Source organism: Nonomuraea endophytica, from assembly GCF_014203235.1.
Taxonomy (GTDB): Bacteria; Actinomycetota; Actinomycetes; order Streptosporangiales; family Streptosporangiaceae; genus Nonomuraea; species Nonomuraea endophytica.
Window position 1 is genome coordinate 513,950 of sequence record NZ_JACHIN010000006.1, and the last position, 26,297, is coordinate 540,246.

At 69.8% G+C, this 26,297-nt stretch carries 28 protein-coding genes and 1 pseudogene; 13 read left to right on the plus strand and 16 right to left on the minus strand.

Features of this window, described 5'->3' with window-relative positions; translation table 11 throughout:
* Nucleotides 1-100 precede the first annotated feature (100 nt).
* Genes HNR40_RS24500 through HNR40_RS24510 form a run of 3 tightly spaced genes read right to left on the minus strand, consistent with a single transcriptional unit; the run spans nt 101 to nt 1,899 of the window.
* Nucleotides 101-874 (minus strand): SGNH/GDSL hydrolase family protein, encoded by a 774-nt coding sequence (locus HNR40_RS24500; protein ID WP_184965103.1) that lies wholly within the window; start codon nt 872-874, stop codon nt 101-103.
* Nucleotides 871-1,446: a PadR family transcriptional regulator gene (locus tag HNR40_RS24505; RefSeq protein ID WP_184965105.1), complete on the minus strand. Its 576-nt coding sequence runs from the start codon at nt 1,444-1,446 to the stop codon at nt 871-873. Before HNR40_RS24505 ends, HNR40_RS24500 begins: the two co-directional genes overlap by 4 nt.
* A gap of 48 nt (nt 1,447-1,494) precedes the next feature.
* Complete coding sequence (locus HNR40_RS24510) at nt 1,495-1,899, minus strand: RNA polymerase sigma factor (RefSeq protein WP_221340754.1); 405 nt, start codon at nt 1,897-1,899, stop codon at nt 1,495-1,497.
* Here HNR40_RS24510 and HNR40_RS24515 point away from each other — a divergent pair.
* Nucleotides 1,898-2,323, plus strand: coding sequence for a DUF3995 domain-containing protein (locus tag HNR40_RS24515; protein WP_184965109.1), 426 nt, complete (start codon nt 1,898-1,900; stop codon nt 2,321-2,323). The two genes, HNR40_RS24510 and HNR40_RS24515, sit on opposite strands and share 2 nt — an antisense overlap.
* A gap of 219 nt (nt 2,324-2,542) precedes the next feature.
* Here HNR40_RS24515 and HNR40_RS24520 read toward each other — a convergent pair whose 3' ends face one another.
* The 3 genes from HNR40_RS24520 to HNR40_RS24530 all read right to left on the minus strand — a co-directional run bounded on the left by HNR40_RS24520 (nt 2,543) and on the right by HNR40_RS24530 (nt 6,218).
* On the minus strand, nt 2,543-5,296 hold the full coding sequence (locus HNR40_RS24520) for a caspase, EACC1-associated type (protein WP_184965111.1): 2,754 nt from the start codon (nt 5,294-5,296) through the stop codon (nt 2,543-2,545).
* 188 nt (nt 5,297-5,484) lie between these two features.
* Nucleotides 5,485-5,667: a LuxR C-terminal-related transcriptional regulator gene (locus tag HNR40_RS24525; protein ID WP_184965384.1), complete on the minus strand. Its 183-nt coding sequence runs from the start codon at nt 5,665-5,667 to the stop codon at nt 5,485-5,487.
* A gap of 83 nt (nt 5,668-5,750) precedes the next feature.
* The gene (locus HNR40_RS24530) at nt 5,751-6,218 is read right to left on the minus strand and encodes an SDR family NAD(P)-dependent oxidoreductase (protein ID WP_221340755.1); all 468 of its coding nucleotides are present in this window, start codon (nt 6,216-6,218) and stop codon (nt 5,751-5,753) included.
* Here HNR40_RS24530 and HNR40_RS53700 point away from each other — a divergent pair.
* Nucleotides 6,201-6,554, plus strand: a complete 354-nt coding sequence (locus HNR40_RS53700; protein WP_221340756.1) for an ArsR/SmtB family transcription factor — start codon at nt 6,201-6,203, stop codon at nt 6,552-6,554. The genes HNR40_RS24530 and HNR40_RS53700 overlap by 18 nt on opposite strands.
* Before the next feature lie 155 nt (nt 6,555-6,709).
* On the opposite strand, the gene HNR40_RS24535 is transcribed toward HNR40_RS53700, so the two are convergent.
* Complete coding sequence (locus HNR40_RS24535) at nt 6,710-7,810, minus strand: winged helix DNA-binding domain-containing protein (protein WP_312896495.1); 1,101 nt, start codon at nt 7,808-7,810, stop codon at nt 6,710-6,712.
* An 86-nt stretch (nt 7,811-7,896) separates the two neighbouring features.
* A complete protein-coding gene (locus HNR40_RS24540; RefSeq protein ID WP_312896496.1) occupies nt 7,897-8,589 on the minus strand; it encodes a TetR/AcrR family transcriptional regulator in 693 nt (230 codons plus the stop codon).
* Nucleotides 8,590-8,676: 87 nt separating this feature from the next.
* Here HNR40_RS24540 and HNR40_RS24545 point away from each other — a divergent pair, with 87 nt between their 5' ends.
* The 3 genes from HNR40_RS24545 to HNR40_RS24555 all read left to right on the plus strand — a co-directional run bounded on the left by HNR40_RS24545 (nt 8,677) and on the right by HNR40_RS24555 (nt 11,154).
* Complete coding sequence (locus tag HNR40_RS24545; RefSeq protein ID WP_184965115.1) at nt 8,677-10,050, plus strand: MFS transporter; 1,374 nt, start codon at nt 8,677-8,679, stop codon at nt 10,048-10,050.
* Entirely contained in the window at nt 10,047-10,379 is a 333-nt protein-coding gene (locus HNR40_RS24550; protein ID WP_184965117.1) for a nuclear transport factor 2 family protein, read from the plus strand. The genes HNR40_RS24545 and HNR40_RS24550 overlap by 4 nt, the downstream gene beginning before the upstream one ends.
* 313 nt (nt 10,380-10,692) lie before the next feature.
* A complete protein-coding gene (locus HNR40_RS24555) occupies nt 10,693-11,154 on the plus strand; it encodes a hypothetical protein (RefSeq protein ID WP_184965119.1) in 462 nt (153 codons plus the stop codon).
* A gap of 465 nt (nt 11,155-11,619) precedes the next feature.
* Here HNR40_RS24555 and HNR40_RS24560 read toward each other — a convergent pair whose 3' ends face one another.
* On the minus strand, nt 11,620-12,132 hold the full coding sequence (locus HNR40_RS24560) for a carboxymuconolactone decarboxylase family protein (RefSeq protein WP_184965121.1): 513 nt from the start codon (nt 12,130-12,132) through the stop codon (nt 11,620-11,622).
* A 34-nt stretch (nt 12,133-12,166) separates the two neighbouring features.
* Between HNR40_RS24560 and HNR40_RS57340 the strand changes: the two are divergent.
* The 3 genes and pseudogenes from HNR40_RS57340 to HNR40_RS57350 all read left to right on the plus strand — a co-directional run.
* Nucleotides 12,167-12,349: pseudogene (locus HNR40_RS57340) on the plus strand (SDR family NAD(P)-dependent oxidoreductase); the annotation flags it as partial.
* A 98-nt stretch (nt 12,350-12,447) separates the two neighbouring features.
* Entirely contained in the window at nt 12,448-12,741 is a 294-nt protein-coding gene (locus HNR40_RS57345; RefSeq protein WP_221340813.1) for an NAD(P)-binding domain-containing protein, read from the plus strand.
* On the plus strand, nt 12,729-12,893 hold the full coding sequence (locus tag HNR40_RS57350; protein ID WP_221340814.1) for a hypothetical protein: 165 nt from the start codon (nt 12,729-12,731) through the stop codon (nt 12,891-12,893). The genes HNR40_RS57345 and HNR40_RS57350 overlap by 13 nt, the downstream gene beginning before the upstream one ends.
* Nucleotides 12,894-12,919: 26 nt before the next feature.
* Here HNR40_RS57350 and HNR40_RS24575 read toward each other — a convergent pair whose 3' ends face one another.
* Genes HNR40_RS24575 through HNR40_RS24590 form a run of 4 tightly spaced genes read right to left on the minus strand, consistent with a single transcriptional unit; the run spans nt 12,920 to nt 17,426 of the window.
* Nucleotides 12,920-14,077, minus strand: a complete 1,158-nt coding sequence (locus HNR40_RS24575) for an alpha/beta hydrolase family protein (protein ID WP_184965123.1) — start codon at nt 14,075-14,077, stop codon at nt 12,920-12,922.
* Between the two features lie 12 nt (nt 14,078-14,089).
* Nucleotides 14,090-15,508 (minus strand): S41 family peptidase, encoded by a 1,419-nt coding sequence (locus tag HNR40_RS24580; protein ID WP_184965125.1) that lies wholly within the window; start codon nt 15,506-15,508, stop codon nt 14,090-14,092.
* Nucleotides 15,505-16,566 (minus strand): ABC-2 membrane transporter-related protein, encoded by a 1,062-nt coding sequence (locus HNR40_RS24585; RefSeq protein ID WP_184965127.1) that lies wholly within the window; start codon nt 16,564-16,566, stop codon nt 15,505-15,507. The genes HNR40_RS24580 and HNR40_RS24585 overlap by 4 nt, the downstream gene beginning before the upstream one ends.
* Nucleotides 16,563-17,426: an ABC transporter ATP-binding protein gene (locus tag HNR40_RS24590; protein WP_184965129.1), complete on the minus strand. Its 864-nt coding sequence runs from the start codon at nt 17,424-17,426 to the stop codon at nt 16,563-16,565. The genes HNR40_RS24585 and HNR40_RS24590 overlap by 4 nt, the downstream gene beginning before the upstream one ends.
* 162 nt (nt 17,427-17,588) lie before the next feature.
* Between HNR40_RS24590 and HNR40_RS24595 the strand changes: the two genes are divergently transcribed.
* Entirely contained in the window at nt 17,589-19,886 is a 2,298-nt protein-coding gene (locus tag HNR40_RS24595; protein WP_184965131.1) for an ATP-binding protein, read from the plus strand.
* On the opposite strand, the gene HNR40_RS24600 is transcribed toward HNR40_RS24595, so the two are convergent.
* From HNR40_RS24600 to HNR40_RS24610, 3 genes are all read right to left on the minus strand, one after another.
* Nucleotides 19,883-20,473 carry a TetR/AcrR family transcriptional regulator gene (locus HNR40_RS24600; RefSeq protein ID WP_184965133.1) on the minus strand — a complete coding sequence of 197 codons (591 nt, stop codon included), beginning with the start codon at nt 20,471-20,473 and terminating at the stop codon, nt 19,883-19,885. The genes HNR40_RS24595 and HNR40_RS24600 overlap by 4 nt on opposite strands.
* The gene (locus HNR40_RS24605) at nt 20,460-21,953 is read right to left on the minus strand and encodes an FAD-dependent monooxygenase (RefSeq protein WP_184965135.1); all 1,494 of its coding nucleotides are present in this window, start codon (nt 21,951-21,953) and stop codon (nt 20,460-20,462) included. Before HNR40_RS24605 ends, HNR40_RS24600 begins: the two co-directional genes overlap by 14 nt.
* Nucleotides 21,954-22,540: 587 nt before the next feature.
* Nucleotides 22,541-23,149, minus strand: a complete 609-nt coding sequence (locus tag HNR40_RS24610) for a helix-turn-helix domain-containing protein (protein WP_184965137.1) — start codon at nt 23,147-23,149, stop codon at nt 22,541-22,543.
* A gap of 60 nt (nt 23,150-23,209) precedes the next feature.
* Between HNR40_RS24610 and HNR40_RS24615 the strand changes: the two genes are divergently transcribed.
* The 4 genes from HNR40_RS24615 to HNR40_RS24630 all read left to right on the plus strand — a co-directional run bounded on the left by HNR40_RS24615 (nt 23,210) and on the right by HNR40_RS24630 (nt 26,280).
* On the plus strand, nt 23,210-24,079 hold the full coding sequence (locus HNR40_RS24615) for an MBL fold metallo-hydrolase (RefSeq protein WP_221340757.1): 870 nt from the start codon (nt 23,210-23,212) through the stop codon (nt 24,077-24,079).
* Between the two features lie 326 nt (nt 24,080-24,405).
* Nucleotides 24,406-24,822 (plus strand): nuclear transport factor 2 family protein, encoded by a 417-nt coding sequence (locus HNR40_RS24620; protein WP_184965139.1) that lies wholly within the window; start codon nt 24,406-24,408, stop codon nt 24,820-24,822.
* A 115-nt stretch (nt 24,823-24,937) separates the two neighbouring features.
* Nucleotides 24,938-25,711 (plus strand): S41 family peptidase, encoded by a 774-nt coding sequence (locus HNR40_RS24625; RefSeq protein ID WP_184965141.1) that lies wholly within the window; start codon nt 24,938-24,940, stop codon nt 25,709-25,711.
* Entirely contained in the window at nt 25,708-26,280 is a 573-nt protein-coding gene (locus tag HNR40_RS24630) for a S41 family peptidase (protein ID WP_184965143.1), read from the plus strand. Before HNR40_RS24625 ends, HNR40_RS24630 begins: the two co-directional genes overlap by 4 nt.
* Nucleotides 26,281-26,297 lie beyond the last annotated feature (17 nt).

A 26,297-nucleotide genomic window follows, 5' to 3' on the forward strand; every position in this document is an offset into this window, starting at 1 on the left:
ACCGGTACTCGACCTCCGGCGCTCAGCCGTACCCTCGACATGGTCTGCGGCGCGGATTCCTGTCAGAGCCCTTTGCGAGAAGCCCCCCGGGGTCGGTTGCTCAGCTGAGTGTCACCGGGCCCAGCTCGGGCCGCTTGGCCGTACGGCCGTCGCCCGAGGAGCGGCCACGTAGCCGGCGGCCGATCCACGGCCCGGCGAAGCCCGCCACCCAGCGCAGCTCGGTCGCCGCCACCCGCCAGACCGGCGGCCGGGGCAACGCGGGCAGCGGCGCCATCCAGGCGTCGTCGCTGCGCGGCAACCGCAGGCCGTACGCCAGGGCGGCGGCGATGCGGGCGTGCCCCTCGGGGCTGGCGTGGATCCGGTCGGCGCTCCACATGCGCGCGTCGGTGGCGAACTCCAGGCCGAAGGTGTCGACCAGGATGACGTCGTGGCGGGCGCAGGCGGCGCGGATGCGTTCGTTGAAGTCGATCACCAGGGGCACCAGCCGGCGGGCCATGGGCGCGATCTTGCCGATGTCGGGGTAGGTGACGGTGACCACCCGCGCCCCGGTGGCGGTCAGCGCCGCGAACATCTCCTCCAGTACGCCCGCCACCACCGCCGCGTCGAAACCCGGCCGGATGAGGTCGTTCACGCCCGCCATGACGGTGGCCACGTCGGGCCGGAGCGCCAGAGCCGCCTCCAGTTGCTCGTCGCGGACCTGGGCGGCCAGACGGCCGCGCACGCCCAGGTTGGCGTAGAGCAGGTCGGGGTTGGCGGCGGCCAGCATCTCGGCTAACCGGTCGGCGAAGCCGCGCAGGCCGCGCACGTCGTCGCCGTCGCCCAGGCCCTCGGTCTGGCTGTCGCCGAGGGCGACGTAGCGGTGATAGGTGGTCATGGCCGGGTCCTTCCGTCGTGCGCGGCACGTTCGCTCAGCGTGTGCGCGGTCCGCAGGCACCACTCGCGCATCTGGCGCTCCAGGCGGCAGCCGCCCAGACAGGTCAGGTAGGGGCCGATGCGTTCTCCCCTGGCCAGGAAGGTCTCCTCATCCAGACCGCCGCGCAGGTTGACCAGCATCTTGTCGAAGAGGGCGAGCTTGACCGCGGCCTCCTCGGCCCGCTGGTGCAACTGGTCGATCAGCGGCCCGGGGTCGGCCACGTCGGCCGCGTGCACCTTCACCACCAGGTCGTCGCGAATGAGCAGGGGCCTGCCCGGCGCCGCGGCGAAGGCGACCAGCTCGGCCCTCCCGGCCTCGGTCACGGTGAACACCCGCTTGTTGGGCCGGCCCTGCTGAACCACCTCGCGCCCGGCCACCAGGCCGTCGGCCTCGAGTTTGGTGAGCTCGGCGTAGAGCTGCTGGGGGGCGGCGTACCAGAAGTTGGCCACGCCGACGTCGAAGATCTTGGTCAGCTGATAGCCGCTGTGCTCGCCGTCCAGCAGTGCCGCCAGCACCGCGTGCCGGAGAGCCATCTAGTCATGTCCATGACTACTCATGAATATGACTATAGATGCTTTCTCTCAGGACTGCCACGCCTGGCGGAAACTCCGCCGCGCCCGCGCCAGCCTCGACTTGACGGTGCCCACGGGCACCTCCAGCAGCCGGGCGGCGGCCGCCTCCTCCAGGCCCTCGAGGTCACGCAGCATCAGCACGGCCCGGTGCTCCGGCGAGAGCCGTTCCAGAACGTCGCGGATGTCCACCGCGCTCTCCACGTCCTGCCGCGACGGCAGCTCGGCCAGCTCGGCGGGGCTGCTGCGGCCGTCACGCCTGGCGATTCTCACCGCTTCACGTACGGCTATCGCCCGCGCCCAGCCGTACAGCGCCCCGGGCTCGCGCAGCCCGCGCAGGTTCTTACGTCCAGAGGCGGCGAAGTTCTCAAAGGTTCCATGGAACCATCGGGAAATCCGCCGCCTCCTTGAGGGCATGAACACCACCCGACTCGCCGCCTTCGTCGCCACCATCCTGGGCGTCGACGCCCTGGCCCACCTGTACTGGCTCATCGCGCCCGCGTCCGACCCCCGTGCGCTGTCCATGGCCGTCCTCAACATGGACGTGCCCTTCACCCCCCGGATCCTGCTGCCACTGATCCTTCTGCTGACCGCGGCGGCGACCGCGATCGTAGCGGTCTCCAGGGGCCGGGGCGGGTGGCCGGCGAAGTCGGTCGTGCTCGCCCTCTTCGCGGGATTGCTGGTACGCGGATTGCTGGGCCTGGTCTGGGCCTTCGGCCTCGGCACGGGCACCCTGTTCTACTGGCTCAACCTCGTGCTTTACACACCTGTCTGCCTGATGACGGCCGGCGCGGTAGGCCTCATCCTGGCGCGTACCCAGAAAGCGGGTGCGCGGGTTTGACCGGCCTACCGCTACGGGACTTGCTCCGCCTGGTCGACGTAGCGGTGCAGCACGGCGGCGTGCCGATCGAAACGCTCCGGCTCACGCGGCGACGCCCTGATGATCGCCGAGTCCTCCATGTCGCCTGGCACCGGAGCCTCAGCGGGCGCTGGAGGCGGCACGCGCCTGGCCACCCTGCACGACGAACAGTCGCTCCCTGACGTCCTCGTGTCCTCAGGGTCAGCGCGTCACGCTCCACTTTCGCACTGTTTTGTCGGTCCCGATGGTGTAGAGCGTCTGTCCGTCCGCCGCGAACGTGAGGTCGGTGACGGTGCCGCCGTGGCCGGTCAGCTGCGTGAGACCCTGACCGGTCACCGCGTCGAACAAGGCCGGTGCGCCCTCCTTGGTCACGGCGGCGATGAGCTTGCCGTCCGGGCTGAACACCGGATCGCCCTCCACCCTCGCGGTCAGATTCACGCGGGCCTTCCTGGTCGCGAGGTCGAAAAGGCGGACGTTCCCGTCGTTGCCGGTCGCGTACGCCTCGGAGCCGGGCGTGAAGCCGGCGAACGTTCCGGCCTTGGTGACCAGAGCCAGCCGTTTCCCGTCGGGCACGCGCCTCAGCTCGAAGCCGTCCTTGTCGCCCGGCCGCGTGTCGGCGAATGTCTTGCCGTCGGGGCTCACCCACACCGGGAACCACGCGTTGTCCAGTGTCGCCGTGGCTTCGCCGGCGGCCACGTCCCACACCTTCGTCACGCCGCCGGCGGCGCCCGTGACCAGCACGTTTCCGTCCTTGCTGAACCGCATGCTCTGGATGCCGTTCTCGTGGCCGGTCAACGTGGCCAGTTGCTTGCCGGTCGAGACGTCCCACAGGCGGATCGGCGAGGCGAAGGACTTTTCTGAGGCGAGCGTGCCGGCCGTGGCGACGGTCTTGCTGTCCGGGCTGAACGCCATGATCGCGGAACCCTTGTGGTCGGTGAACGAGGCCACGACCTCGCCCCCGCTCGTTTTGCGCAGCGAGACGGTCGTCGTGCCGCCGATGAGGACGCCCATCTGCTCGCCGTTCACCGTGGTGACCTCGCGTTTGCCTTCGTAGTGGGCGACGGCGACGGCGCTGCCGTCCGGGCTGAAGACGACGCCGCGGTCCGTGTCGAACGTCGCCACTTTCAGACCGGAAGACGCGTCCCACAACCCCGCGACCTGCGCGGCGGCCCGATCTTTCGGCGCGTCGAGCGTGACCGCCCAGCGTCCGTCGGGGCTCAGCCCGGCGTACTCGATCGAACCGTTGTGACTCAGCGTGACCGACGTCAGCATCTGCCCGAGCCCCGGCCCGCCACTGCTGGCAGAGTCCGAGCTCTGGCGCTGGTTGGACACGATGGCGATCGTCACGGAGACGGCGACAACGAGGCCGACCACGCCAACGACCAACAAGCGCCGAAATTTCATGACAGGCACCCGGGCGGCGCGAGCTGACGGTAGTGGCTGTTGTACCTGCAGTGGCCGCGGTGGTGCCTCGACCCTGGGCGCCTCGACCGCGGGCGTCCTGATCACGGGCGTTTCGGTGGCGGACGTCTCTATCGCGGACGCCTCCACGACGGGTGTCTCCATCACGAACGTCTCGACCGCGGGCGTCTCAATCGCGGGCGTCTCAATCGCGGGCGGTTGTACGGCAGGCGCGGGCGGCCGGGGCGGCGCGACGTCACCAAGAGCGGCCGCGGCGGCACGCCGCACCTGCAGGCTGTCATCGTCGTCCCGTAACCGGACGAGCGCCTCGCGAGCCGCCCGCCGATAACCCTCACGTCCCCCGGCGAGCAACTCGGCCAGCGCTCGGACCGCCTCCAGTCGCAGGACGGGCCGATCGCTGCCGAGATCGGCGCGGACCTCCTCCGGCAGCGTGGCCGGGCGGACGCTGCGCGCGACCACCAGCGCGCCGGTCGTCTCGAAGCTCCACTTGCGCGGCACCTGCCCGACCCCGGCCTCGCGGACGCGCCGGGCGACGTAGTCGAACAGCTCGTCGACGGTTATCTCGCCGTCGTGATCCAGGTCGGCACCTCCGGTGCGCAGCCCGTGCACCAGCGCTTCGGTGAACACGGATGGCTCCGCCTCGTAGGAGGTGAGCTGGCCTCCCTCGAACGCGTACTCGGTGGCGCTCGACGCGGTCAGCACCGTACGCCCAGACCCTCCCCCGCGGAACTCTTCGCCCAGGTAGACGGTACGGTCGGCGCGCACCGGAGTGTCCCGCGCGAACGCCCCGCTGTAGCAGCAGTCCAGGACGAGCAGCACCGATCGCGACGCGGACTCGCTCATCTGCTCGGAGACGAACGACGCCGGCAGCCCGGTCGCCGCGAGCGAGCCGAGCTCGGTGTCGGCCGCCGCCAGGTAGAGGCGGCCGCGCTGGTCCTTGAGCCCGTGGCAGGAGAAGTGCAGGAGCAGGACGTCGTCGGGCTGCCGGTCGGCGAAGAGCGCCGCGACCCGGCGGCGCAGCACGGACTCGTCGGCATCGGTGAGCGTTTCGACGTCGAAGGCGCCGATGCCCGGCTCGCCGAGAACCTCGGCAAGCGCCCTGATGTCGGAGACGGGCGAGCGCAGCCTGCTCAGCCCGGGATCCCGGTAGGCCGCGTTGGCCACGAGGAGCGCGGTGCGCCGGCCGGCCGTACCGGAAACACGCGAACCACCGGACGTGGCGCCGGCCTCGACGGAGACCACGACCCTGCGACGACGCGGATGCGCCTCCCGCCACCGCTGGACGTAGTCCGTGATCTGCACCACGGACGCCGCCGCGGACAGTCCCGTCACCAGGAAGTCGATCCCGGTGGCGATCAGCTCGATCGACCGGGTCCCGTCGGGAGCCTGCCCCTCCACCACGCGCGTGACCCCGGGTATCCCCGACGCCAGCAGGTCCCGGCGGAGCTGGATGGCCAGTTGCTCGACCTCTGCCTGATCCACACCGGCCCCGGCCGGGGTGATCCGCAGTGAGAAATCGTGCCCCTCGGACATCGCGGCTCCGGATCAGGGGGTAAATGTGGCAGACATCCTGATGCTGCCCGAGGAACCAGCCACGCGCCACGGTTTTCCCGGGGGTCTTATGGACGCCAGGTCCCCTTCTTCCACCGCTTATGCGGGTGTCAGAGGATTTCGCGCCGGTAGCCTTCGCCGACCGCGCCCGCGCGGTCCCTGACGTCGAGTCAGGCGTAGATATGGGTCTTGACAGTGGTCTCGCTGATGAACAGCTGGGTGGCGACCTCGTAGTTGCTCGCTCCGGCGGCGATCAGGCGCAGCACGTCGAGTTCGCGGCGGCTCAGCGGGCCTCGGGTGGGTTTACGGACGTGGTCGGCCAGCCGCCCGGCGGCGGCGGCGGGGACCAGCATCACCTGCCCTGCAGGGGCATCAGCCCCCGTACCCGTTTGGGCGATGCTCAACGCCCTGCGAGGGTACGCGCGGAGCAGGGCCGTCAGGTGAGTTCCAGGCCGCCGTCGATGGTGAGAATCTGGCCGGTGATCCAGGTGGCGGCGGGGTCGGCGAGGTGGACGATCCAGGCAGCCACTTCCTCGGGGGCGCCGCGGCGGCCGAGGGGGATGCGGGCGATCTCGTCCTGCTTGATCTGCTCGACGGCGGCGTCGGGCAGACCGGCGGCGGTCAGGGCCTGGCTCTCGGTGGGTCCGGGGGCCAGGGCGTTGACGCGGATGCCGTCGGCTGCCAGTTCCATGGCCCAGGTTCGGGTCAGCTGTTCCAGGGCGGCTTTGGAGGCGGCGTAGTGGGCGGCGCCGGGCAACGGGCGGTGACCGTACGTGCTGGAAATGTTGACGATCGCGCCACGGGTCGCGCGCAGGTGCGCCAGTGCGGCGGCGGCGAGCAGGCTGGGCGCGGTGACGTTGAGTGCGAACAGGTCGCTGATGGAGGAATGAGAGCGGCACATCATCCCGAAATGGGTGAGATCGCACTGACCGCGGTGATGGCTGCCCTCAGTGACCCGATCCGGGTCGGGCTGGTGCGGGTACTGGCAGACGGTCGCGAGCGCGGCTGGGGCGAACTGCGGACGCCGGTGGCCAAGTCCACCCTCAGCCACCACCTGCGGGTACTGCGCGATGCCGGACTGACCCGCACCCGCCAGGAAGGCACCCGCTGCTTCGTGATCCTGCGCCGGCCGGAGTTGCAGGCCCGCTTCCCCGGACTACTGCAAGCGGTGCTGGCCGCGGCCGAGGAGGAGGACATCGGCCACCGGGTGAGCGTAAAAGACGCCGAACAGCCCGCCTGAGCCTGCCAACGATGACCTAAGAAGCACGGCGACGCGTTGAACGACCTCGGCTTCGCGCTGCGGGGAGATGCGGCATTCCAGTCCAGCAGTTCCCCGGCGTCGCCACCGTCAGCGAGACGAGTTCGAACCGATCGGCGCTGATGCGACTTCCAGGCTCACAGCAGTCGCGCCGAGACGACAACGCGTGCCCCCAGGAACACGCCCAGCTCATCGGCCGCGACCTGCAACGCGGCGCTCTCGGCAGCGCCGAACGGCCGATACAGCACCGCCTCAAGCACGACGACATCGGCCCGAACCGTGCGCTTCCAACGACCGGCCAGCTGCGTGTCGACCACGATGACGCCGTTCGGCAAGCCTGACTTGTCCGGCGTCGTTGCCATCAGCCCGCCGAGGTCAATCAGGTACTTGCTCTGCCGGTAGCCGACGATGTACTCGTCGTACGCCTGCAGCAGCCGCACCGACGGGGACGGAGCCGTCGCGGCGTCGTTGCCCGGCGCGAACCAGTAGGTGACGCCGTCGACATCAGTGCTTTCCAGCGCCCGGCCGGCGAGTGACAGCCCGATGTCGATGTCAGCGCGTGTGAGGCTCGACCACCACGACAGGTCCTTGACCGTCGCCGGCCCATGGCTGGCGAAGAACCGGCGGACCAACTCCGCCAGCGCCGCCTCACGCTCCATACTCCCCGCCCGCGGGACCCGCTCCTCGAACAGCGCGTACGTGTGCTGCTTCCCCCGCAGCACGCCGCTGCAGATCACCCGCTCCAGTTCGGCATGGATGAGTATGTAGCCCAGCCGGAACCCCTCCGCGACGATGCCGTGGCGAGCGAGCAACGCCGCGATCTCGGTGCGGGTCAGGTGGTTCCCGCCGGCGACGGCGTCAGCGATCAGGTCAGCGGTACGGCACAGCAGCCCGCCGTCGAGCTCGCCCCGCCGGTAGGCGTAGGCGTTGAGCGCGTGCACCCGCGGCGCCGTCAGCTCCAGCAGCCAGCGCAGGTCGGCGCGGGCCACGAAGTGCCACGTCGGCCGCAGTACGTGCGTGCGCAGGATGACGCCGTCGTCAACCGCCCGATCGAGGTCCGCGTCGGTGACACCGGGGCCGAGCCGCTGAGCGACCGCCCACTTCGCCGGCTGGAAGTCCTGCGACTGCAACGCACCAAACCAGCCAACCACCTCGGCAGGGCCGCCGAAAGGACGTCCACCACCCAGCCCGACAGAACAGATACGGCGACGAGCCAGCCCAAGAGCCTCCACCGTCACAACATCCCGCCAACCATGTGCGCCGACACCTGCCCAAGCGCGGAGATACGCCAAGAAGCCGACCGCACCGGCCCGCGCTTCAGACGCTAAAGCCCGAGCGACGCAATGAGGTCACGCATCTCATCGCGATAAACAGTCGCCGGATCGTGCGCGAGCCCACGCAGATGCCCGTAGATCTCCAGCGCCACCAACCCATGCATGCGCCCCCAAACGCGCATGGTCAGGGCCAGCCCCGCAGGAGGCAGATCGGGAAATTCCTCTCGCGTGTGCGCGACCAGCCCGGCATCAAAATCGCGCCAGTCATAATCCCGGAGTACAACCCCCGCCACCGGCCAAGCAGCAGCCACGAGCCCGGTAATACCGGCGCAAGCGCGTACCCCGGCGGCAATGCCCGGACTGTCCTCCGGCGCCTGATACCCAGGCACCGGGTCACCGTAAATGAGCCGAAACCCCTCAGGATTGGCCAGAGCCCACTCTCGTACGGCCTGCGCCCACGCCATGATCCGCCCACCGGCATCGGACTCGGACACCGCGTCCCGCGCCGCCTCGGCAGCCTCGACAAGCGAGGTGTAGACGTCGCCGATCAGCGTCGTCACCAGGTCATCGCGAGTGGCGAAGTAGCTGTAGATAGCGCCCGCCGTCATACCCATCTCCCGCGCGATGGCGCGCAGCGAGATCGCGTCGGGGCCACCCTCGGCCATGAGCTTGAGCGCGATCGCCTTGATCTCGTCGCTGGTCTGAGCGCGCAGCCGTTCGCGTCGGCTCATGGTCGCTTCCACACCATCAGCCTACAGGGTTTGAATATTGAACACCGTGCCCTATGGTGAACGCCGTGTAGTAAATCAACGGCATGTAGGAAGGTTCGGATGGAATCACCTCGACTGCGCCTTGGGTTGCTGGCGTTGACGCAGCTCATCGTGGCTCTCGACTACAACATCGTGTACGTGGCGCTACCCGACATCGGGGACGCGCTCGGTTTCACCCCGTCGTCGGTTCAGTGGGTGGTCAGCGCCTACGCGATCGGTCTCGGCGGACTCCTGCTTCTCGGCGGACGGGCCGTCGACCGCATCGGACCACGCCGGATGTTCACGACAGGCCTGGCCCTGTACGGCGTCGCCTCGCTGGCCGGCGGATTGGCGACCGGGTCGGAACTGCTGGTTGCCGCCCGCGCGGTCCAAGGCATCGGCGGCGCACTGCTGACTCCCGCCACCCTCACGCTCATCTACCGTGGATTCGCCGAGGGACCGGCCCGCAACCGGGCCCTGGGCGCGTGGGGCATGGCGGGCAGCGCGGGACTGGCCGCCGGATCCCTGCTCGGCGGCGTACTGACCAACTATCTCGGCTGGGAATGGGTGTTCTACGTCAACGTCCCCTTGGCACTGATCTGCGCCCTGGCCGCACCCCGCCTGCTACCCGCCGACCCCGACCGCACCCCGGGCTCCTTCGACGTACCCGGCGCACTGCTGGCCACCGGGGGCGCCGCTCTGCTGGTGTTCGGGCTGGCCAGCGGCCCCGACTCCGGATGGAACTCGCCCCGCGTCTCCGGTTCGCTGGTCACCGGCGCCCTCTTGCTGGCGGCCCTCCTGGTGGTGGAGTCACGCACCCGCGACCCCCTGATCCCGCTACGGCTGGCGCGGGGCCGCTCCCTGTCCACCACGATGATCGTGATCGCCATCTTCCAGGCCACCCTCGGCGGCGGCTACTACATCCTCACCTCCTACCTGCAGCCCGTCCTCGGCTATACCTCCCTGGAGGCGGGCCTGAGCTTCCTGCCACTCACGCTGGTCTGCATGTTCGCCGCCGTGAAGATCACCCCGATGGCGCTGGGCCGCTGGGGGATCCGCACCACTTTGTCAGCCTCGACCGTCGGCACCGGCGTCGGCATCGCCTTCATGATCATGGGCGCCACGCCGGCAGGCGGCTTCTGGACCCTGCTGCCCGGCACCGTCGTCTGGGGCCTGTTCGGCGGCATCGCCTTCGTCGCCCTGTTCGCCTCCGCCGGATCCGGCATCGAGCCACACGAGCAGGGCGTCGCCTCCGGGATCGCCACCACCGCCAAGGAGATCGGCGGCGCCATGGGCCTGGCCGTCATCGTCGCCGTCGCCACCGCCACGCCCGACCTCCTCGACGGCCTGCACATAGCAGGCTGGACAGCAGCGGCGCTCACCATCGCCGGCGGCCTCATCGCCCTGGCCCTCGAACCCTCCCGATCCCCCACGCGCGAAGGAGTAGCCAAATGACCACCAACGACCTGATCCTCAAGTACCTCGACATCTGGAACGAACGTGACGCCGTCGCCCGTGAGGCGCTCATGCGATCCGTCCTCACCGAAGACTCGTTCTACTCCGACCCCGACAACGCGGGCCTACATGGGCACGCGGAACTCTCACAGGCGATCGGCAAGGCCCAGCCGTCCTTCGGCGACCTGCGCTTCACCCTCGACACCGTGATCAGCACCCACCACGACCGCGCCCTATTCCTCTGGCGCCTCGGCACGGTCGCCACCGGTTACGACGTGGTGGAGTTCACCGGCGACCGCATCAGCAGCATCATCGGCTTCTTCGTATGAGCTAGGACGTCGCAACCGCCCACCACAAGATCCCCCAGACGGTACGGCACGGCACCCCCCGGACCACCGGCCTGACCCCGGCGGCCAGCGCAGGCGGCGCCGGGGTCAAGGACGGCCGGCGCCACCGAAGGCCACCAGCGAAGGGGTGTAGGCACACCCAGCGCCACGCTCGACGACCCACGCCACGTCCCTGACCTGAGGACATGCCGTGGACATACCACCGCCATACCGCCGCTGTTTAGCATCACTCGCGGTGCTCTGACCACAGGCGGAGCACCGCGAAGTTCTCGCTAACTGACAAGGATCGAATTCCATGCGGAAGCTCTCCCCCACGAAGATGCTCGCCACCGTTGTAGGGGTCTCTGCGGCCTTCGCCGTGCTGACGCCGGCCACGACCGCCACGGCCTCCACCACCACCGCCTCCTCGAGCACCTCTTCGGCCGGCTGCAAGGACAAGTGGAGCAAGCTGAACACGAAGGACGGCTTCGTCAGCTACGTCCTCAAGCTCTGCAGCAACGGCTACGGCGAGGCGCGCGGCAGCGTGACGGACACCAAGAACGACTCCTGGACGAGCGTGGTCGAGGTCTCCTTCAAGAAGAGCAACGGCGACGAGATCTACGGCGGATACAAGGAGGCCGGCCGGAACAAGGGCCACAAGAGCTTCAAATGGTCCACGACCCGCACCAACCTCGACCGGATCACGATCAGGGCCAAGCGCTGCCTCCCGGGCACGATCGTGTGCAACAACACCAAGACCTACACGCTCTACCCCTGATCCGCGGCGTGGCATTCGGGTGAGTCGTCCTGCTATCCATGGACGTACAAGCCGGTGACGTAGCGTCACCCCAGACCACCGCCAGTGGCGCATCGGCCGTTTGCGCCGGTGGAACCGGCGACGGACAACCGGGGCAACGGCCCATACCACTGGCGGTGGTGGCAGAAAGGCAGACTCTGCCGGTGTCGGCTGCGGGCAGGTGCGCTCCATGTTTCCGCGATGCCGTCGTGTCGATCACCGTGGGTAGCTCGGTGCGCCGAAACCATGCTCACTGTCGGCCTGACCCTGCGGCCGCCCGGCACCCGGGCCTAACCCACGCGGCCGGACCGAGGAAGCCTGGAGCGACGCGATACTTACCACCATCGACCACGTCATCGCCCCGGCCTGACCGCCAGGTTCATCGGCAAAGGCGCGGAGTTTCGGAGTTCTGCGATGCTGCCCCGCACATCGCCCGGAGACCTGTGATCATTTCTCGTACGGCTCCGCGTCGATCTGCAGAACGTTCGCGAACTGTCCGAACATCCAGTAGTAACCGATGACTTGAATCAGCTCGACGATCTGGCGGTCACTCAGTTCGGCACGGACCGGCGCGAACTCCGCGTCGTCCACCGGCAGCCCGCGCGCCACAGCCGTCGCGAAGGTGAGCACGGCCAGGTCGATGCCGCTGAACCCGGAATGGTCGCCGAGGTAGACCGCCTCGCGCTCGTCCGCCGTGATCGGCACACCGGGCGGATTGTGCCGAACGCGCAGATAGTCAGCGCCAAGCACGCAAGCGGTGGCGTTCGCCGCGAGTTCGCGCAGCCGCGCCGACAGCTCCAGCTCCCTGATCTGTTGCAAACCCACCTGCATGAGCGTCGCCGCGCTCGCCTCGGCGTGGGCGACCATCATGAACAGATGAGAGTTCGGCGGCAACTTCGCATGCCACTCCCGCAGGTCATCGGGTAAAGCGGACATGTCTGCGTACGGGATACGGGCCATGCCCAGAGCCTAGGTGTACTTGGCCAAGATCTTGATGACACGTGGTCGCAAGTGGCTAAAGACCGCGCTCGTCACCGGCGGCAGCACCGGAATCGGCCTCGCCACGGCCGTACGGCTGGCGGCCGAGGGCGCACACGTGTTCATCACCGGCCGGCGCAAGACCGAACTCGACGCGGCCGTCGAAGCGATCGGCCCAGCGGCCACCGCGGTGATCGGCGACATCTCGAACCTGGCCGACCTCGACCGGCTCTACGACACGATCCGCAGCCGCGGGCCGGCCCGGAGGAGATCGCCGCCGCCGGAGAGTTCGCGATCGTGGCCGTCCCCCTCAAGGTCGTCCACGACATGCCCGCCGAGGAACTGGCAGGCAAGATCGTGCTCGACACCAACAACTACATGGTCTGGCGCGACGGCCACATCCCGGTCATCGACTCGGGCGAGAAGACGGTGCATGAGCTACGCCAAGAGCACCTTCCCCGGTCCAAGATCGTCAAGGCCTTCACCCACATCCAAGCCCCCGCATCACCACCAGGGGCAGAGCGGCGGGCGCCCCCGGCCGTATCGCGCTGTCGGCATCAAGCGACTTTCCCGAAGCCGTGGAACTCGTGACACGGCTGTACGACCAGTTCGGGTTCGACACCGTCGACAACAGCCCGCTCAGCGAGTCGTGGCGCAGCGGCCCCGGTCAGCCAGCGTGGACCGCGCACGAACACCAGACCCGCGCCGAGCTGATCGCCAACCTCGCCGCCGCGCGACGGTGAGCCTGCCGATCTCCACGGTGTGTGATTCATGATGAACCGCAGGCCTCAGGGCACCGCTTGGCCTCGGGGAAACGCGAGGATGGTTCGTCCAAGACGGGCTGCCGCCGCGATTTCAGGTGCCGGTCGAGGAAGGCCGCCACGAGGGTGCGGGCGATCTCGGCACCACGCCGCGCGGGCAGCATGCCGTAGACGGGCTCGACGCCGAGGGAGGGCCCGATGAGCGGGATGTCGGTGAACGTCTGGTGCTCGGTGTCCGTCACCACGACCCAGCGCTTCCACCCGGTCAGCAGCTTCCAGTCACGGTCCCACGAGCTACCGCCGCCGGAGGGGACATGCTCCTCCGAGCCGATGAACATGAACGGCCGGGACAGCCCGCCCTTCGGAATCCGGGCGTAGGTGCTACCGTTCATGTCGATCCCGGCGCGCAGGCGGGAGTCCTTCACCATGGCCCCCAGGGCGCTGCCCCCGCCGATCGACTGACCGACCATCGCGATCTTGGAGCGGTCGATCAGGCCGGAACCGTCCCACTTGGCCGGCAACTGGTCCAGCACGAACGAGACGTCGGCCGCCCGCCCCTGAACCACCCGAGGGCCGAAGCCCGGATCGGTGTCGCTGTCACACGCGATGCAGTCGACCACCCGCCCGTCGGACAAGGTGGTGGCGTAGCTCTCGTAGGTGTGGTCGATGCCTGCCACGACGTAGCCCCGGCTGGCCAGGTCCTCGGCCAGCGAGGTGAGTGAGCTGAGCGGTTTGGTGAAGCCGGGCGAGAGCACCACCAGGGGCAGTTTCTCCCCCGCGGGTTCGGCGTCCTCGATGGCGTTCGTCCGCGTCTTGCTCAGCGTGTCGTACGGCATGCCCGCGATCTCCGAGCCCTTCAGGAAGAGCTCAGACTCCTTGGGCGTCATGTACGGCGCCCGCCGCCCGTCCTCCCGCTCGGTCGGATACCAGAGGGTGACCTTGAGCTCTCTGGTCTTGACGTCGAGGTTCCAGGGGTCGGGGCGGGATTTGTCGTTCACGTGCAGGATGGTGGTCCCGACCCGGTGGTCGCCGGTGGGCGCGGGCAGGGCGGCAGGGCCGGTGGGCGTGGCCGACGCCCTGGCGGCCGGCCGGGGCGGCGCGGGCGCGGTGCAGGCGGACGCGGCGAGGACGACCAGTCCGGCGGCGACGGCCAGAATCTGTCTCATCGTGAGGTCCCTTCACTTCGCCAGCAGGCTCAGCGCCTTGGCCAGGGCGGGGTCGCGCCCGGCGGCGGCGTCGCGCGGCAGCGGGGGCACGTGGTGGTCGGGCGGCACGCCGATCCGGTCGAGCGTCTCGCGGTTGGGCCCCAGGTGGTGCCGGGTGGGGAAGGTCAGCGTGGTGTTGTTGCCGAGCTGGAACGGCTCGGCGGGGCCGGAGACGACGCCGGCGGTCCTGGTGCCGACCAGGTGGCCGATGCCCAGGTCCTTGACCGCGGAGGTGAAGTGCTCGCACGCCGAGGCGCAACTACGGTCGGTGAGCAGCGCGAGCGGCAGCTTGAGCGGTTCGACGGTGTCGTCGGTCCGCAGGGCTTCGCACCTGGCGTCGACCGTGCACAGGTAGGCGGTGACCTTGCCATGGACGAACGCGCTCACCAGCCTGATCGCCTCGGGGGCGCGGCCGCCGCCGTTCCCGCGCAGGTCCAGCACGACGCCGGCGAGGGTACGGCCGGCGCGCAGCCTGGAGATCGCCTTGAAGACCCGGTCGGCGGCGTCGGGCGCGAACCCGCGCAACTTGACATAGGCGATGCCGTCTTTCAGCAGTCGCGACGTCACCCCTTGCAGGGCGGCCAGATCCCGCTGGTAGACGGCGGGCTTGAGCGTCACGCTCCAGCGGCGGCCGGTGCTCTGCCGCGTCAGCCGCAGCTCGACCGGGCCGGCCTCGGGGTAGCGCGGGTAGAGGGCGGCGATCGCGGGGGTGGGCTTGTCGTCGATGAAGGGCGCCGATCCGTTGATCGCTTCGATGACGTCGCCCGGACGCAGTCCGGCGGCCTTCGCCGCGCCGCCCTCCACGGTGGTGACGAACAGCGGGGGCAGTGCGGCGCCGGGGTTGCCGCTCACCTGGGGACCGTTGACGCTCGCCTGGAGTCCCAGGCCGTATCCGTCGCCGTCGTAGTAGCCGGGGGGCGGCCCGCCGCTGCCGTACACCCACCTGGCGTGATTGTCGCCGAGGGCGGCCACCATCGCTTCGAGGGTGACGACGGCCAGCCGTTCGCGCAGGCCGGGAACCCGGTCGGCGATCTTCCGGTAGACGGCCTCGAACGCGGTCCAGTCGGCCGTGCGGTCACCGGTCAGCGCCGGCATGCTCGCCTCGGGCAGGTCACGCCCGTTGAGGTTGAGCTCCCGCGTCAACGCGGCGAACCCGGCGCTCAGCAGGGACCGGGCGTCCAGGGTGGCGCCGCTGTAATAGTTGCCGAGGATGCAGTGGTAGGCCTGCTCGACGACCTCGATCGTGGTGGGCGTCTGCGCCGGGATGCGGCCCTGAGGCGCCGCGCAGACCGTGCTCGCCGCCGTGCTCGACTCGCTGCGCGGCGTCGGCGCCGTACAGGCCGCGACCAGCAAGAGCACGAGCCCGGCCGTCGCGGCCCTGATGACGTTCATGACAGCCGCCTGCGGATCCACCAGAACGACAACCACGTCAGGCCGACGGCGAGCAGGGCGTAGATCCCGGTCTCGATCCACTGGAACAGCCAGAAACGCTCAAGGGGCTGATACGTCACCTGCTGCCGGTAGCCGAGCCGGTTGACCTCGCCCAGGCAGCCGTCCCCGCCGCCCGCCGCCGCGCTCCCCGGCGCGCAGGGCCCCGACGTCGAGGAGACGTTGATCACGGCCCCGGAGCCGCCGCTGCCGGCGGAGACCACGCGACCGGCCGAGTCGAGCAGTTCGTTGGTCAGAACCCACGAACCCGCACGGCCGGGAACGGCGTCCCGCAAGGTCAGCCGCGGAGCCGCGCCGCCCTCCCGGGGGATGCTGATGCTGTCCACGTTCGCCATGCTGAGCTCGAACGTCGCGGTCACCGGGGCGAGCAGATGGGGACGGACCATCGTCGGCAGGGCGAGCTGGATCGCGGCGAAGACGGCCAGCGTGAGGGCCATGGCGGGCAGCGTGCGCCGCACCAGCATGCCCACGACCACCCCGAGGACGAAGGCGAAAGCGGCGTACCCCATCGGAGCGATCCCCCGCGCGCCGAACACCAGCGGAGCCATCAGCGCCATGCCCTCGGCGGCCGACTCGTCCAGCGGGCCCGACCACCACGTCACGATGAGGCCGCACAGACCCGCGGCGGCCACGGCGCTGAGGCCGGTGAGCCCGAGCTTGACCGCCAGCCAGCGGCCGCGGGTGATGCTCTGGTTCCACACCAGCAGATGCGTGCCCGCCTCAAGCTCGCGGGTGATCATCGGCGCCCCCCAGAAGAGCCCGACCAGGGCGGGCAGGAGCAGCACGACGAGGGTCATGGCCATGAACGGGAGCTGGTACTCGCCGAAGAAGCGGTTGTAGAAGTTGTCGCAGGTGTTGTCCGCGGTGCAGGCGGCGATCCCCGCGGAGAAGGTGGAGGCCAGTCCCGGGCCGGTCACGGCCAGGGCGACGGCCAGCACGCCGAGCGCGGCGGCCATCATCGCGGCCGAGCCGCGGAACTGGCGCCAGGTCAGCCAGATCATCGCCGCACCTCGTGCTTGTCCATGTAAGCCAGGACCAGGTCCTCCAGGCTGAGCTGGGTGACGGTCCAGGCGGAGTCGTGGATCGGGGCGTCGGCCCGGATCACGAACGTGCTCTGCCGGTCGGTGTGACTCTCGGAGACCACGTGCTGGTCCGCGGCCAGCCGTACAGGCTCGCGGCGCGGGCCGGTGAGGCGGTGATGGGTGGCCAGCAGCGTGTCGACCTCCCCGGCCACCTGGACGCGCGAGCCGACGAGCACGACCAGGAAGTCGCAGACCCGTTCCAGGTCGGAGACCAGGTGGGAGGAGAGCACCACGCTGAACTCGTGCTCGACGGTGGCCTCCATCAGCCCTTGCAGGAACTCGCGGCGGGCCAGCGGGTCCAGCGAGGCGACCGGCTCGTCCAGGATCAGCAGCTCGGGCCGCTTGGCCAGGCCCAACGTGAGCGCGAGCTGGGCGCGCTGACCGCCCGACAGCTTGCCTGCCCGATGGGCGGGGATGAGACCGAGCCGCGCGATCCGCTCCCCCGCCATGGCGGCGTCCCAGCGCGAGTTGAGCCGGGCGCCCAGCCGCAGGTGATCGGAGACGGTCAGGCCCGCGTAGACGGGGGTGTCCTGGGCGACGAACCCGACCCTGGCCAGCTGCGCGGGGGTGGCGGCCGGCCGGCCGTCGAGCACGGTGATGCCGCCCGAGGTCGGTTCGAGCTGGCCGCTGGCGAGCTTCAGCAGCGTGGTCTTGCCGGCTCCGTTGGGACCCACCAGCCCGACGACGCGGCCGGCCGGGATGTCGAGCGTGCACTCGCGCAGCGCCCAGCGTCTGCCGTATTTCTTGCCCAGTCCCTGGGCCTGCAGGACAGCGTTCACGCCATGTCCTCCTGAGAGGTGGTCCGAAGGGTGGTCACGAAGATCACCGGCTTCTCCATTTATCTAGTCTCCTAGTACTTTAGATCTATAGATGTTAGGAGATCATAAGGATCCGTTAGGCTGCCGTGACAGCGGAGGCGTGAGTGACTCAAGAGGTGGCGGTTGGCCGGGGAGGCTGAAGGGCTGCTGGTGCGGTTCGGCCGCACGTACGCCGCCGCGGTGCGACTGGCGACGCTGGTCCCGATCTGCGCCATCGCCCCGTTCCGGGCCCCCGCCGAGCACCTGGCGAGCACCTTGGTCGTGGTCGTCGTCGCGGCGGCCTGGACCTGCGGGTTCGCGTGGTGGCTGCGGGCAGGGCGGGGCAGCGCGCTGGTCGCCGTCGACGTGGCGGTCCTGGTGGGCCTGTTCGGCACCATCTTCTGGACCGACGCCGTGGACGCCAAGAACACCGGCTGGTTACGCCTGCTGGTCATCTTCGCCTGCGCCACCTACCAGTGGCACACCTCATGGCTGGTGGGCTTGACGGCCGCGACCGTCAGTACCGGCGGGGCGGTGGCGCTGCTCACCGCCGCGGGGGCGTGGGAGGTGGACGCCAGCCTCGCCACCGGGACGATGTACGCGCTGCCGGGCGCCGTGTTCGCCAGAGCGGCCTGGATCCTCGTCAGGCGCGCCGCCAGACAGTCCGACCAGATCGCGGAACAGGCCCTGCGCGCGCGGGGCGAGGCCCTGCTGGCCGCGGGCGTGCGCGCCGAGGAACGCGAGCAGGTCAACTCGCTGCACGACACCGCGGCCACGACCCTGCTGATGGTGGGCCTCGGGCAGGTACGCTCGGACGCCGGCTGGCTGGCCCCGCAGGCGCGGCGCGACCTGGCCAGGCTGCGTACCGTCAGCGGACGGGCCCCCGAAGAGGCCGACCTCGTCGACCTGCTGCGTGCCGATCTGGCCCTCACCCATCTCACCGTGGACTTCGACGGTCCCGAACGGCTCCGCCTGCCGTACCCCGTCGCCCGCGCGATCACCGACGCGGCCGGCGAGGCCTTCACCAACGTGCGCCGCCACTCCGGCGCGACCGAGGTGACCGTCCGGCTCGGCGGCGACGCGCGGGCGCTCCACCTCGACATCGCCGACCGGGGAAAGGGGTTCGCGCCGCACGACGTGCCCGGGACGCGGCGCGGCGTACGCGAGTCCATCCGCGCCAGGATGGAGCGCGCCGGCGGCACGGCCACGATCACCTCGGCCGTCGGCGAGGGCACCCGGGTCCGGCTCGGATGGCGCGCCGAGGGAGAAGCCCCCGTCGGCGACGGCGCGGCGCGCGACGGCGGGGCGAAACGCGGCCCCGCGGCGGGCTGGGCCGGCGTCAACGACGCCGTCGAGAAGTCGGCGCGAACCCGGCTCGGGCGCGGCATGCGGATCGCGACGCTGGTCGTGGCCATGGCGTGCGTGTTCGGGGTCGCGCTCGCCACCCTCGTGGCCAACCTCCCCACCTACCAGACGCCGCTCGCGCAGATCGGCGCCTTCGCGGTGCTCGGCGTCGTGCTGATCGCGGAGGCCGTGCTGCTCGTGCGCGGGCGATCGTGGGGCCGGTGGCGCGTCCCGGTCATCGCGGCCGTGCTCGCCGCGTCCATGCTGGCGTACGTGACGATGCCGGACGGCCGCACCTCGACCGGCGAGGACTGGATGTTCGCCGCCGCCACCTGGCCGGGCCTCGTCGTGGTGCTGGACCGCCCGCTGCGCGCCGCGGCGCTGTTCCTGCTGAGCCACGAGCTCACCGCGCTGTTCCACCTGGTCGTGCTCGAAGGGGCCACGCCGGTGACGCTGGCCCGGTTCGCGACCGGGTCCGTCACCGTGGCCGGCTTCCCGCTGTGCCTGGCGGTGGTGGCGAGCGCGCTGCACAGAGTCGGCACGACCGCGGTGGCCGCGCGCCGAGAGCTCGAACAGGTACGCGTCGCGGAAGCCGTAGCCGCGCAGACGCACGACCGCAGGCAGGCGCGCTTCGCCGAACTGTCGGCCACCACGGTCCCGCTGCTGGATGGCCTCGCCGACGGCTCACTGCGCCCCGAGGACCCGCTGGTCCAGCGGCGCTGCGCCATCGAGGCGGCCCGCATGCGCAGGCTGTTCGCCGAGTCCGACGGCGCCGCCAACCCCCTGCTGCACGAGTTGCGCCACTGCATCGACGTGGCTGACCGCAAGGGCGTCGTGGTGGAACTGGACTCACGCGGCCAGTGGCCGACGCCGCCCGTGGCCGTCCGGCGCGACCTCACCGACGCGGCCCTCGTCGCACTCGCCACCGCGACCAGCCGCGCACGCGTCACGGTCGTGGGCAGCGCGGCGTCGGTGTCGGTCAGCGTGGTGGCCGACTGCGACGAGATCGACGTGTCGGCACCGGCCGCGCGGGGCGTCCGCGTCGAAGCGCTGACCGGCGCCGACGCGGTCTGGATGGAGGCTCACTGGGAGCCCTAGCCTGCAGTGATCTTGGTGTGCCTTTGGTGGTGGTCCAGGAGAGTGCGTACGGCGGTGCGGATCAGCCGGCTCGGCGACTCGGGCACGCCGGTGGTCAGAGCGGTGAAGAGGATGCCCAGCACGCTCATCTCCAGGAGCATGGCGTCGTCCTGGCTGATGTCGATGCCGGCGGCGCGGCATTGGCGGATGATGAGGTCGCTGCGGCCGTGCAGGGCGTCGGTCAGCGTGTGCCGCAGGCGGGGGTTTCTGGTGCTCTCCAGGTGCAGCTCGAACAGGGCCAGCGGGTCGTGCCGGTCGTCGGCCAGCATCGTGGTCAGGACGGCGACCAGCGCTTCCTCCAGGTCGGCCGGCGAGATCGGGCGGACGGTGTAGGCGTCCACGCGTTCGCCGAGCCTGCGGGTGATCCGCTCGATGACGCCGTTGAGCAGCGCGTCGCGGGTACGGAAGTAGCGTGAGGTGGTGCCGGCCGGTACGGCTGCGGCGGTGTCGACGGCTCTGTGGGTCAGCCCGCGTGAGCCCTGCTCGGCCAGCACCGTGATGGCCGCGTCCGCCAGGTGGTCGCGGCGTTGTGGGTTAGGCGGCGGCACGGTTTCCTTTCCTGTTGACGTGGTCGGCCGGGCCACACCATTTCAGCAGAGCCGCTTGGATACCGGTGTGATCTCCGGCCCAGGCCACGTAGCCGTCCGGGCGGATCAGCGTCGCCTCCGGCCTGGTGCCGCTGAGGGGTCTGGCGTGCCGTACCCGATTATGCCAAGGGGTCGGCACTCCCCTGTCGGAAAGCAGGACGAACGCGCCCGCGCGCAGCACCTCATACAGCCGGCCCGCATCCGTCGGGCCGTCTGCGGCGCGGCGCCCGGCCAGCGGGTGCGCGTCCGGCTCGCCGGGCTGCCCGCCATGCGTGTGCGGCTTGCCGGGCGTGTCCGGCTTGCCGGGCGCGTGCGGCTTGCCGGGCGGGTAGGCGAACTCCAGGCCGGACAGTCTGCCGAGGATGCGGCGACGGCCGGCAGCGGTGTGGAGCAGGGTCGCGATGATGCGCCGGTTGATCTCCAGGCGCACGCGCGAACCGCTGAGCACCAGCCCGGTGAGGTGATCGGTCATGGCCAGAACGGCGGAGCCGACCGGGTGCCGCTCGGCGTGGTAGGTGTCGAGCAGCCAGGGCGGGGCCCAGCCGTTCAGCGTGGCGGCGAGCTTCCAGCCCAGGTTGACGGCGTCCTGGATACCGGTGTTCATGCCCTGGCCGCCGATGGGCGAGTTCACGTGGGCTGCGTCCCCGGCCAGGAAGACCCGGCCCGATCGGTAGCTGCGGGCCTGGCGGCGTTCGGCGGTGAAGCGGGAGAACCAGCGCGGCTCGCTCATGTCATAGTCGGTGCCGGCGATCTGGCGGAAGGCCCCGCGGATCTGGGCGAAGTCCGCGTCCTTCCGCTCTTCGCGCAGCCACGCGCCGACCCGGAACCAGCCGTCACCGAACGGGAGCGTCACCACCACCCCCTGCGTGCCGACCTGGGTGATGGGCGGCTCGCCGGCGGGGATGCGTACGTCGGCCAGCAACATGGGCATGCTGTAGGCCGCACCGGCGAAGCCCACGTCGACCAGGTCACGGACGGTGCTGTGCGCGCCGTCGGCCCCGATGACGTACCTGGTCTCCAGTTCGCCTCCGTCCTCAAGCCTCACCCGTACCGATTGGGCGTCCTGCGTGAGGCCTACCACGTTGGCGTTGCGGCGGATCTGCACTCCGAGTTCGGCGGCACGCCGCTGAAGGAGCTTCTCGGTGCCGTTCTGGGGCACGAGCAGCAGCATCGGGTACCGCGTGTCGAGCCGCCCGAAGTCGACCCGTGAGGCGTAGGCGGGATACACCGTCCTGAGCGGATTGCCCGCCTCGACCAGTTCGTCCCCCATACCTCTGGCGTCGAGCAACTCCAGGGCTCGGGCGTGCAGACCGAAGGCCCTCGTGATGTTGGACTCGCTGCCGCGCTTGTCCACGATCGTGCATGAAACGCCTGCCAGTGCGAGCTCGCAGGCGGCCATCAGCCCAGTGGGACCGGCTCCCACGATGACGACGTCGTACATGACACTCCTCCATTCGCTACATCTGTATCGCTACATTTATAGCGCATGATAGGCCGCCGACACTCACACTGAGCACTGATGTTTTCCGGACGGCGTCGCGCCTGGTCGCTAGCGATGGAGACAGCCATGCAGGTCTGCCTGACGGAATCGCGCCATCTACCGCGCCTGACCCAGGAGATCACCTGAGCCCTGCGCGATGAACCGCTCACCTCCGAGGGGGTCGCAGAGGTGGTTCGCGGCGCGAGGAGTTCCAGCGTGGCCACGGACCTGGCGGACGGCGATCCGGTTGGCTCCGTCAGCGACCGCCTTTACAATGTAGATTTGCAAGGTCGGGACTCCCCCATGCCGGGCCGCGTGAGCACGGTTGAACCCCACTTCCGATCTTCAGCACTAGCATCCTGGGCCCCAATCCCGGCTTGCACCGCTCGTCCACCGGGCGCGTACCACGTCATCGTCGCTGTAGGCGAACAGGTGACATCCCCGCAGACTCGATCGACGTGGCCGTCCCGAAGCTGGGCCCATACTTTCCCCATTGGCCGCCGGAGCGCCGCTGGCGGGGTTTGCCCAGGCGAGCAAGCTGCGACCGATCAGGTTCTGCGCGAGATGACCATGATGTATTCGCAGGGAGCGTTCGTTCGGTTGGCGAAGCCGTGGTCCGCGTCGGCCTGGAAGAACAGGGAGTCGCCGGCGTTCAGGGTTTCGCTGATCCCGCCGATCGCGACGGTGAGGGTGCCTTTGAGGACCACGAGTTGTTTCTCCGTACCCGGCGGATATGCGGGCAGCAGCCCGGTAGAGACCTGCGCGGGGAGGTAGTGAGCGACCATCTCGGCTCCTCCCGCGCCTGGGGCCGCTGACACGATGTGCCGCTCGAAGCCGGTCTCCGGGTCACGGAAAACAGGGCGATCGTTCTTGCGCATGACGATGGCCACACCACTCGCGGCGGCGGCCGGCGCGCCGATCAGGTCCGAGAGCGACGCGTCGAGCGCGTGGGCGATCCTGGACGCGACGCCGATCGTCGGGCTCTTCTCGCCGCGTTCGACCTTGGACAGCATCGCCCGGCTGACCGACGACTGCGTGGACAACTGCTCCAGCGTCAGGCCCGCCTCCTCGCGGCGTCGCCGTACGTTGCCGCCGAACGCGCCGGCCAGGTCGTCACCGTGCTGCGGTTCGGCCGCGTTCGCGTCTTGGTCAACCACCGTGCTCCTCGATCGTTTGGTCCTCACCGCCCACAGTGTAGGGTTTCTTCTAAAGAAGATATGGTCTTCTATTGGAGACGCGCGATGTGCGCCCAACACTACGGAGGTTCCATGCGTTTGATCTCGAGTGGCCGGCACCATGCCACGTTCGAATTCGGCGATCTGCAGGTGATCTCGTTGCGAGACGGGTACATCGACATGCCGCCGACACGGCTCCGCGACGAGGATGGGCACACGCTCGATGACCTGCCGGCCGCCGTCCCGCTGGCCGGCGACAACTTGCGGCTGTCGGTCAACGCCTTCTTCGTCACCGACGGCACGCGGTCGGTTCTCATCGACACCGGCGCGTCCAACGCCTGGCACGACCCCACCATGGGATTGATCTACGATGCGTTCGACGAAGCGGGAATCGACCGCGCGCAGGTCACCGACGTGGCCATCACCCACAAGCACGAAGACCACGTGAGCGGCCTGATCGCGCCGGACGGTTCCGAGGCGTTCACCAACCTCGAACGCGTGTGGATCGGCGCGGGCGACACCTCGGTGTTCACGGGGCGACTCGAGCCGGTCCGCGACCGGGTCGTACCCGTGTCGGAGAAGGTCGCGATCAACGACTGGACCACCGCGATCCCGACACCGGGCCACACACCCGGTCACACCGTCTACGACGTCAGGAGCGGCACCGGCCACCTTCTCATCTGGGGCGACACCGTTCACGTTCCCACCCTCCAGTTCGAGCGGCCGAACGTGTCCTGGGAGCTCGACGGCAACCAGTCCCAGGCCCGCGCCGCACGGGCGACCCTCCTCGAACAACTGACCCAACCTGACCACTTCGTCGCCGGCGCCCACCTCGACTCACCCGGCATCGCCCGCGTGACCCCCTCCGGCGACGGTTATGCGCTGGAATACCTCGCACCACCAATCGGCTGATCCGCGATGGCGGCCAAGGAGAGCAAGCTCGTCTGGGCCCGCCGGTCGCCCACGAACTCGACCACCTGAACAACCGCCTCTACACCAGCCCCGTGCGCGACGGCCTCCACGGTCGAGGAACATCGCGGCATCGGCCAGTCGTGGATCGACGGGCGGCACCCGGCGACCTGATCAAACGGGACGGCTGGCGGACAGGGTCCTGGACGCCATCGCCCGCGCCCTGCGCCTGTCGTGCGGGTTAATCGCGGACGGTGCCCGCCCATGACAAGGTCTCGCTTACGTGGGAGGTAATCGACAGGCCGCACGGGACCGGAAAGACTCCTGTCATGAGTCGTGACACCCGTGCCGTAGTGGAAGAGTTGCTTCGCCGGATCGCCGAGGGCGATCATGAGCGCACCGCCGAGTTGTTCGCCGAGCAGTTGGACTGGCGGCTTGACTGGCCTGCTGATGGGCATCCGGCGGTGCCGTGGATCCGGCCGCGGTCGAGCCGGGCCGATGTGGCGGACCATTTCCGGTCGCTGAGCGCCCATCACGTGCCCGAGCTGAACGGCACGTCGGTGGCCCGGATCCTGGTCGACGGCGCGGATGCCGTCGTGCTCGGAGAGATCGTGCAGACGGTGCGGGCCAATGGCGCCGCCTACACCTCGCCGTTCGCGCTACATCTCACGGTCGAGGAAGGACTCATCATTCGCTATCACATCTACGAGGACAGCCTCACGGTCGCGCGAGCCCTCAGTGCTTGAGTGTCGTCACAGGGTGAGTCGTTAAGCATCTCGGAGCCCTAGCCGAACCGGGGTAACAACGGCGTTACGCATCCGTTCACGGCCGTGAGACCGGCTTCAGGCCACGCTGGCGGCCATGATCAGAGCTCTCTGCGCCGCCGTCCTGGTGACGGCCTGCTCCACGTCCGCGCTCGCAGCCGCCCCGACGCCCCAGCCGAAGCCGGCGACCACCCCAGGCGGGGGCTGCACCGCCATCAAGGCGCCGCCGCCGCCATCGGCACCGCCGACGTCGGTGAACACCCTCCGGCAGGCGTACTTCTGCGTGCTCGACAACTACTACAGCGGCCCGGTCATGGATTCGAGGGCGCTGCTGAAGAGCGCCTTCGCCGCCTACACCCAAAACCTGATGCGGCGCGGCGCCGACCGGACCGACCTACAGTTGCCCGCCCTGACCGGAAACCGCGACACCGACTGGGCCGCCTTCGCGAAGGTCCTCGGCGCCGGTGATCCCGCCGCTCTGCGCGCCGCGATCACCGGCATGGTCGCCGGACTGCAAGACAACCACGCTCGCTGGGTACGGCCGGCGCCGCAGGAGGGCGGGCCGGTCGGAACGGGCATCGTGGGCAGTTCGGCCCAGCAGGGACCGGAGCTCGACCCTGCGGCCCGGCCGCCGATGTTCATCACCCGCGTGCTGCCCGGCAGCCCAGCCGCCAAGGCCGACATCAGAGCCGGTGACATCGTCGTCAAGGTCAACGGCGTGCCGGCGTTCATCGGCGACACCGTGAATCGGGGCATTCTCGACGCCTTCGCCTCCGGCACGGTACGGCTCACGCTCAAGCGCCCCACGACGGGACGTACCCGCACCGTCGACCTCGAAGAGGGCCCATCACCCGGCAGCCTCCGGCGGTGACGTCAAGGAAGCTCGCCGACGGCGTCGCGTACATCCAGCTGCCCGGATTCTACGAAGGCGCCGCCGACCAGGTCCTCGCCAAGCTGCGGGACAAACCGAAGGCGGTGGTACTCGACCTGCGCGGCAACGGCGGCGGGTCGCCTCGCGAGGTGACGCGGCTGCTCGGCGCGTTCGCGCACGGCAAGATCACCAGCTACTTCTGCCCGCTCAAGGGCGACTGCGTGCCCAACCGGACCGACGACAGCGTGCCGCTGCTCGGCGCCCGCCTGGTCGTCCTCACCGACCGCGGATGCGCCTCGGCCTGTGAGGACTTCAGCGCGGTGGTCAGGGACATCGGCTTGGGCACCCTTGTCGGGACCCGGACCGCTGGGGCCATCTCCGGACCGGGCGAGGGGTACCTTCTCGACGACGGCAGCGTCCTGCTTCTGCCCAGGGTCCGCCACCTCGGGCCCGCCCGCGAAATCATCGACACGATCGGCGTGCCGGTCGACCACTACGCCCCCATGACCGCCCTCGACCTGGCCACCGGGCGCGACCCGGGCGTGGCCAAGGCGCTGACGCTTCTCTGACCCGCTTGCCGTAGTCG

Coding starts and splice junctions, on each gene's coding strand:
- HNR40_RS24620 (WP_184965139.1), top strand. CDS start 24,406: ATGAGTCGTGACACCCGTGCCGTAGTGGAAGAGTTGCTTCGCCGGATC.
- HNR40_RS24515 (WP_184965109.1), top strand. CDS start 1,898: ATGAACACCACCCGACTCGCCGCCTTCGTCGCCACCATCCTGGGCGTC.
- HNR40_RS24500 (WP_184965103.1), bottom strand. CDS start 874: ATGACCACCTATCACCGCTACGTCGCCCTCGGCGACAGCCAGACCGAG.
- HNR40_RS24510 (WP_221340754.1), bottom strand. CDS start 1,899: ATGCCCTCAAGGAGGCGGCGGATTTCCCGATGGTTCCATGGAACCTTT.
- HNR40_RS24575 (WP_184965123.1), bottom strand. CDS start 14,077: ATGAGACAGATTCTGGCCGTCGCCGCCGGACTGGTCGTCCTCGCCGCG.
- HNR40_RS24545 (WP_184965115.1), top strand. CDS start 8,677: ATGGAATCACCTCGACTGCGCCTTGGGTTGCTGGCGTTGACGCAGCTC.
- HNR40_RS24585 (WP_184965127.1), bottom strand. CDS start 16,566: ATGATCTGGCTGACCTGGCGCCAGTTCCGCGGCTCGGCCGCGATGATG.
- HNR40_RS24580 (WP_184965125.1), bottom strand. CDS start 15,508: ATGAACGTCATCAGGGCCGCGACGGCCGGGCTCGTGCTCTTGCTGGTC.
- HNR40_RS24615 (WP_221340757.1), top strand. CDS start 23,210: ATGGTCTTCTATTGGAGACGCGCGATGTGCGCCCAACACTACGGAGGT.
- HNR40_RS24505 (WP_184965105.1), bottom strand. CDS start 1,446: ATGGCTCTCCGGCACGCGGTGCTGGCGGCACTGCTGGACGGCGAGCAC.
- HNR40_RS24605 (WP_184965135.1), bottom strand. CDS start 21,953: ATGTACGACGTCGTCATCGTGGGAGCCGGTCCCACTGGGCTGATGGCC.
- HNR40_RS53700 (WP_221340756.1), top strand. CDS start 6,201: ATGAGAGCGGCACATCATCCCGAAATGGGTGAGATCGCACTGACCGCG.
- HNR40_RS24525 (WP_184965384.1), bottom strand. CDS start 5,667: ATGCTGGTCCCCGCCGCCGCCGCCGGGCGGCTGGCCGACCACGTCCGT.
- HNR40_RS24625 (WP_184965141.1), top strand. CDS start 24,938: ATGATCAGAGCTCTCTGCGCCGCCGTCCTGGTGACGGCCTGCTCCACG.
- HNR40_RS24550 (WP_184965117.1), top strand. CDS start 10,047: ATGACCACCAACGACCTGATCCTCAAGTACCTCGACATCTGGAACGAA.
- HNR40_RS24520 (WP_184965111.1), bottom strand. CDS start 5,296: ATGTCCGAGGGGCACGATTTCTCACTGCGGATCACCCCGGCCGGGGCC.
- HNR40_RS24555 (WP_184965119.1), top strand. CDS start 10,693: ATGCGGAAGCTCTCCCCCACGAAGATGCTCGCCACCGTTGTAGGGGTC.
- HNR40_RS24560 (WP_184965121.1), bottom strand. CDS start 12,132: ATGGCCCGTATCCCGTACGCAGACATGTCCGCTTTACCCGATGACCTG.
- HNR40_RS24530 (WP_221340755.1), bottom strand. CDS start 6,218: ATGATGTGCCGCTCTCATTCCTCCATCAGCGACCTGTTCGCACTCAAC.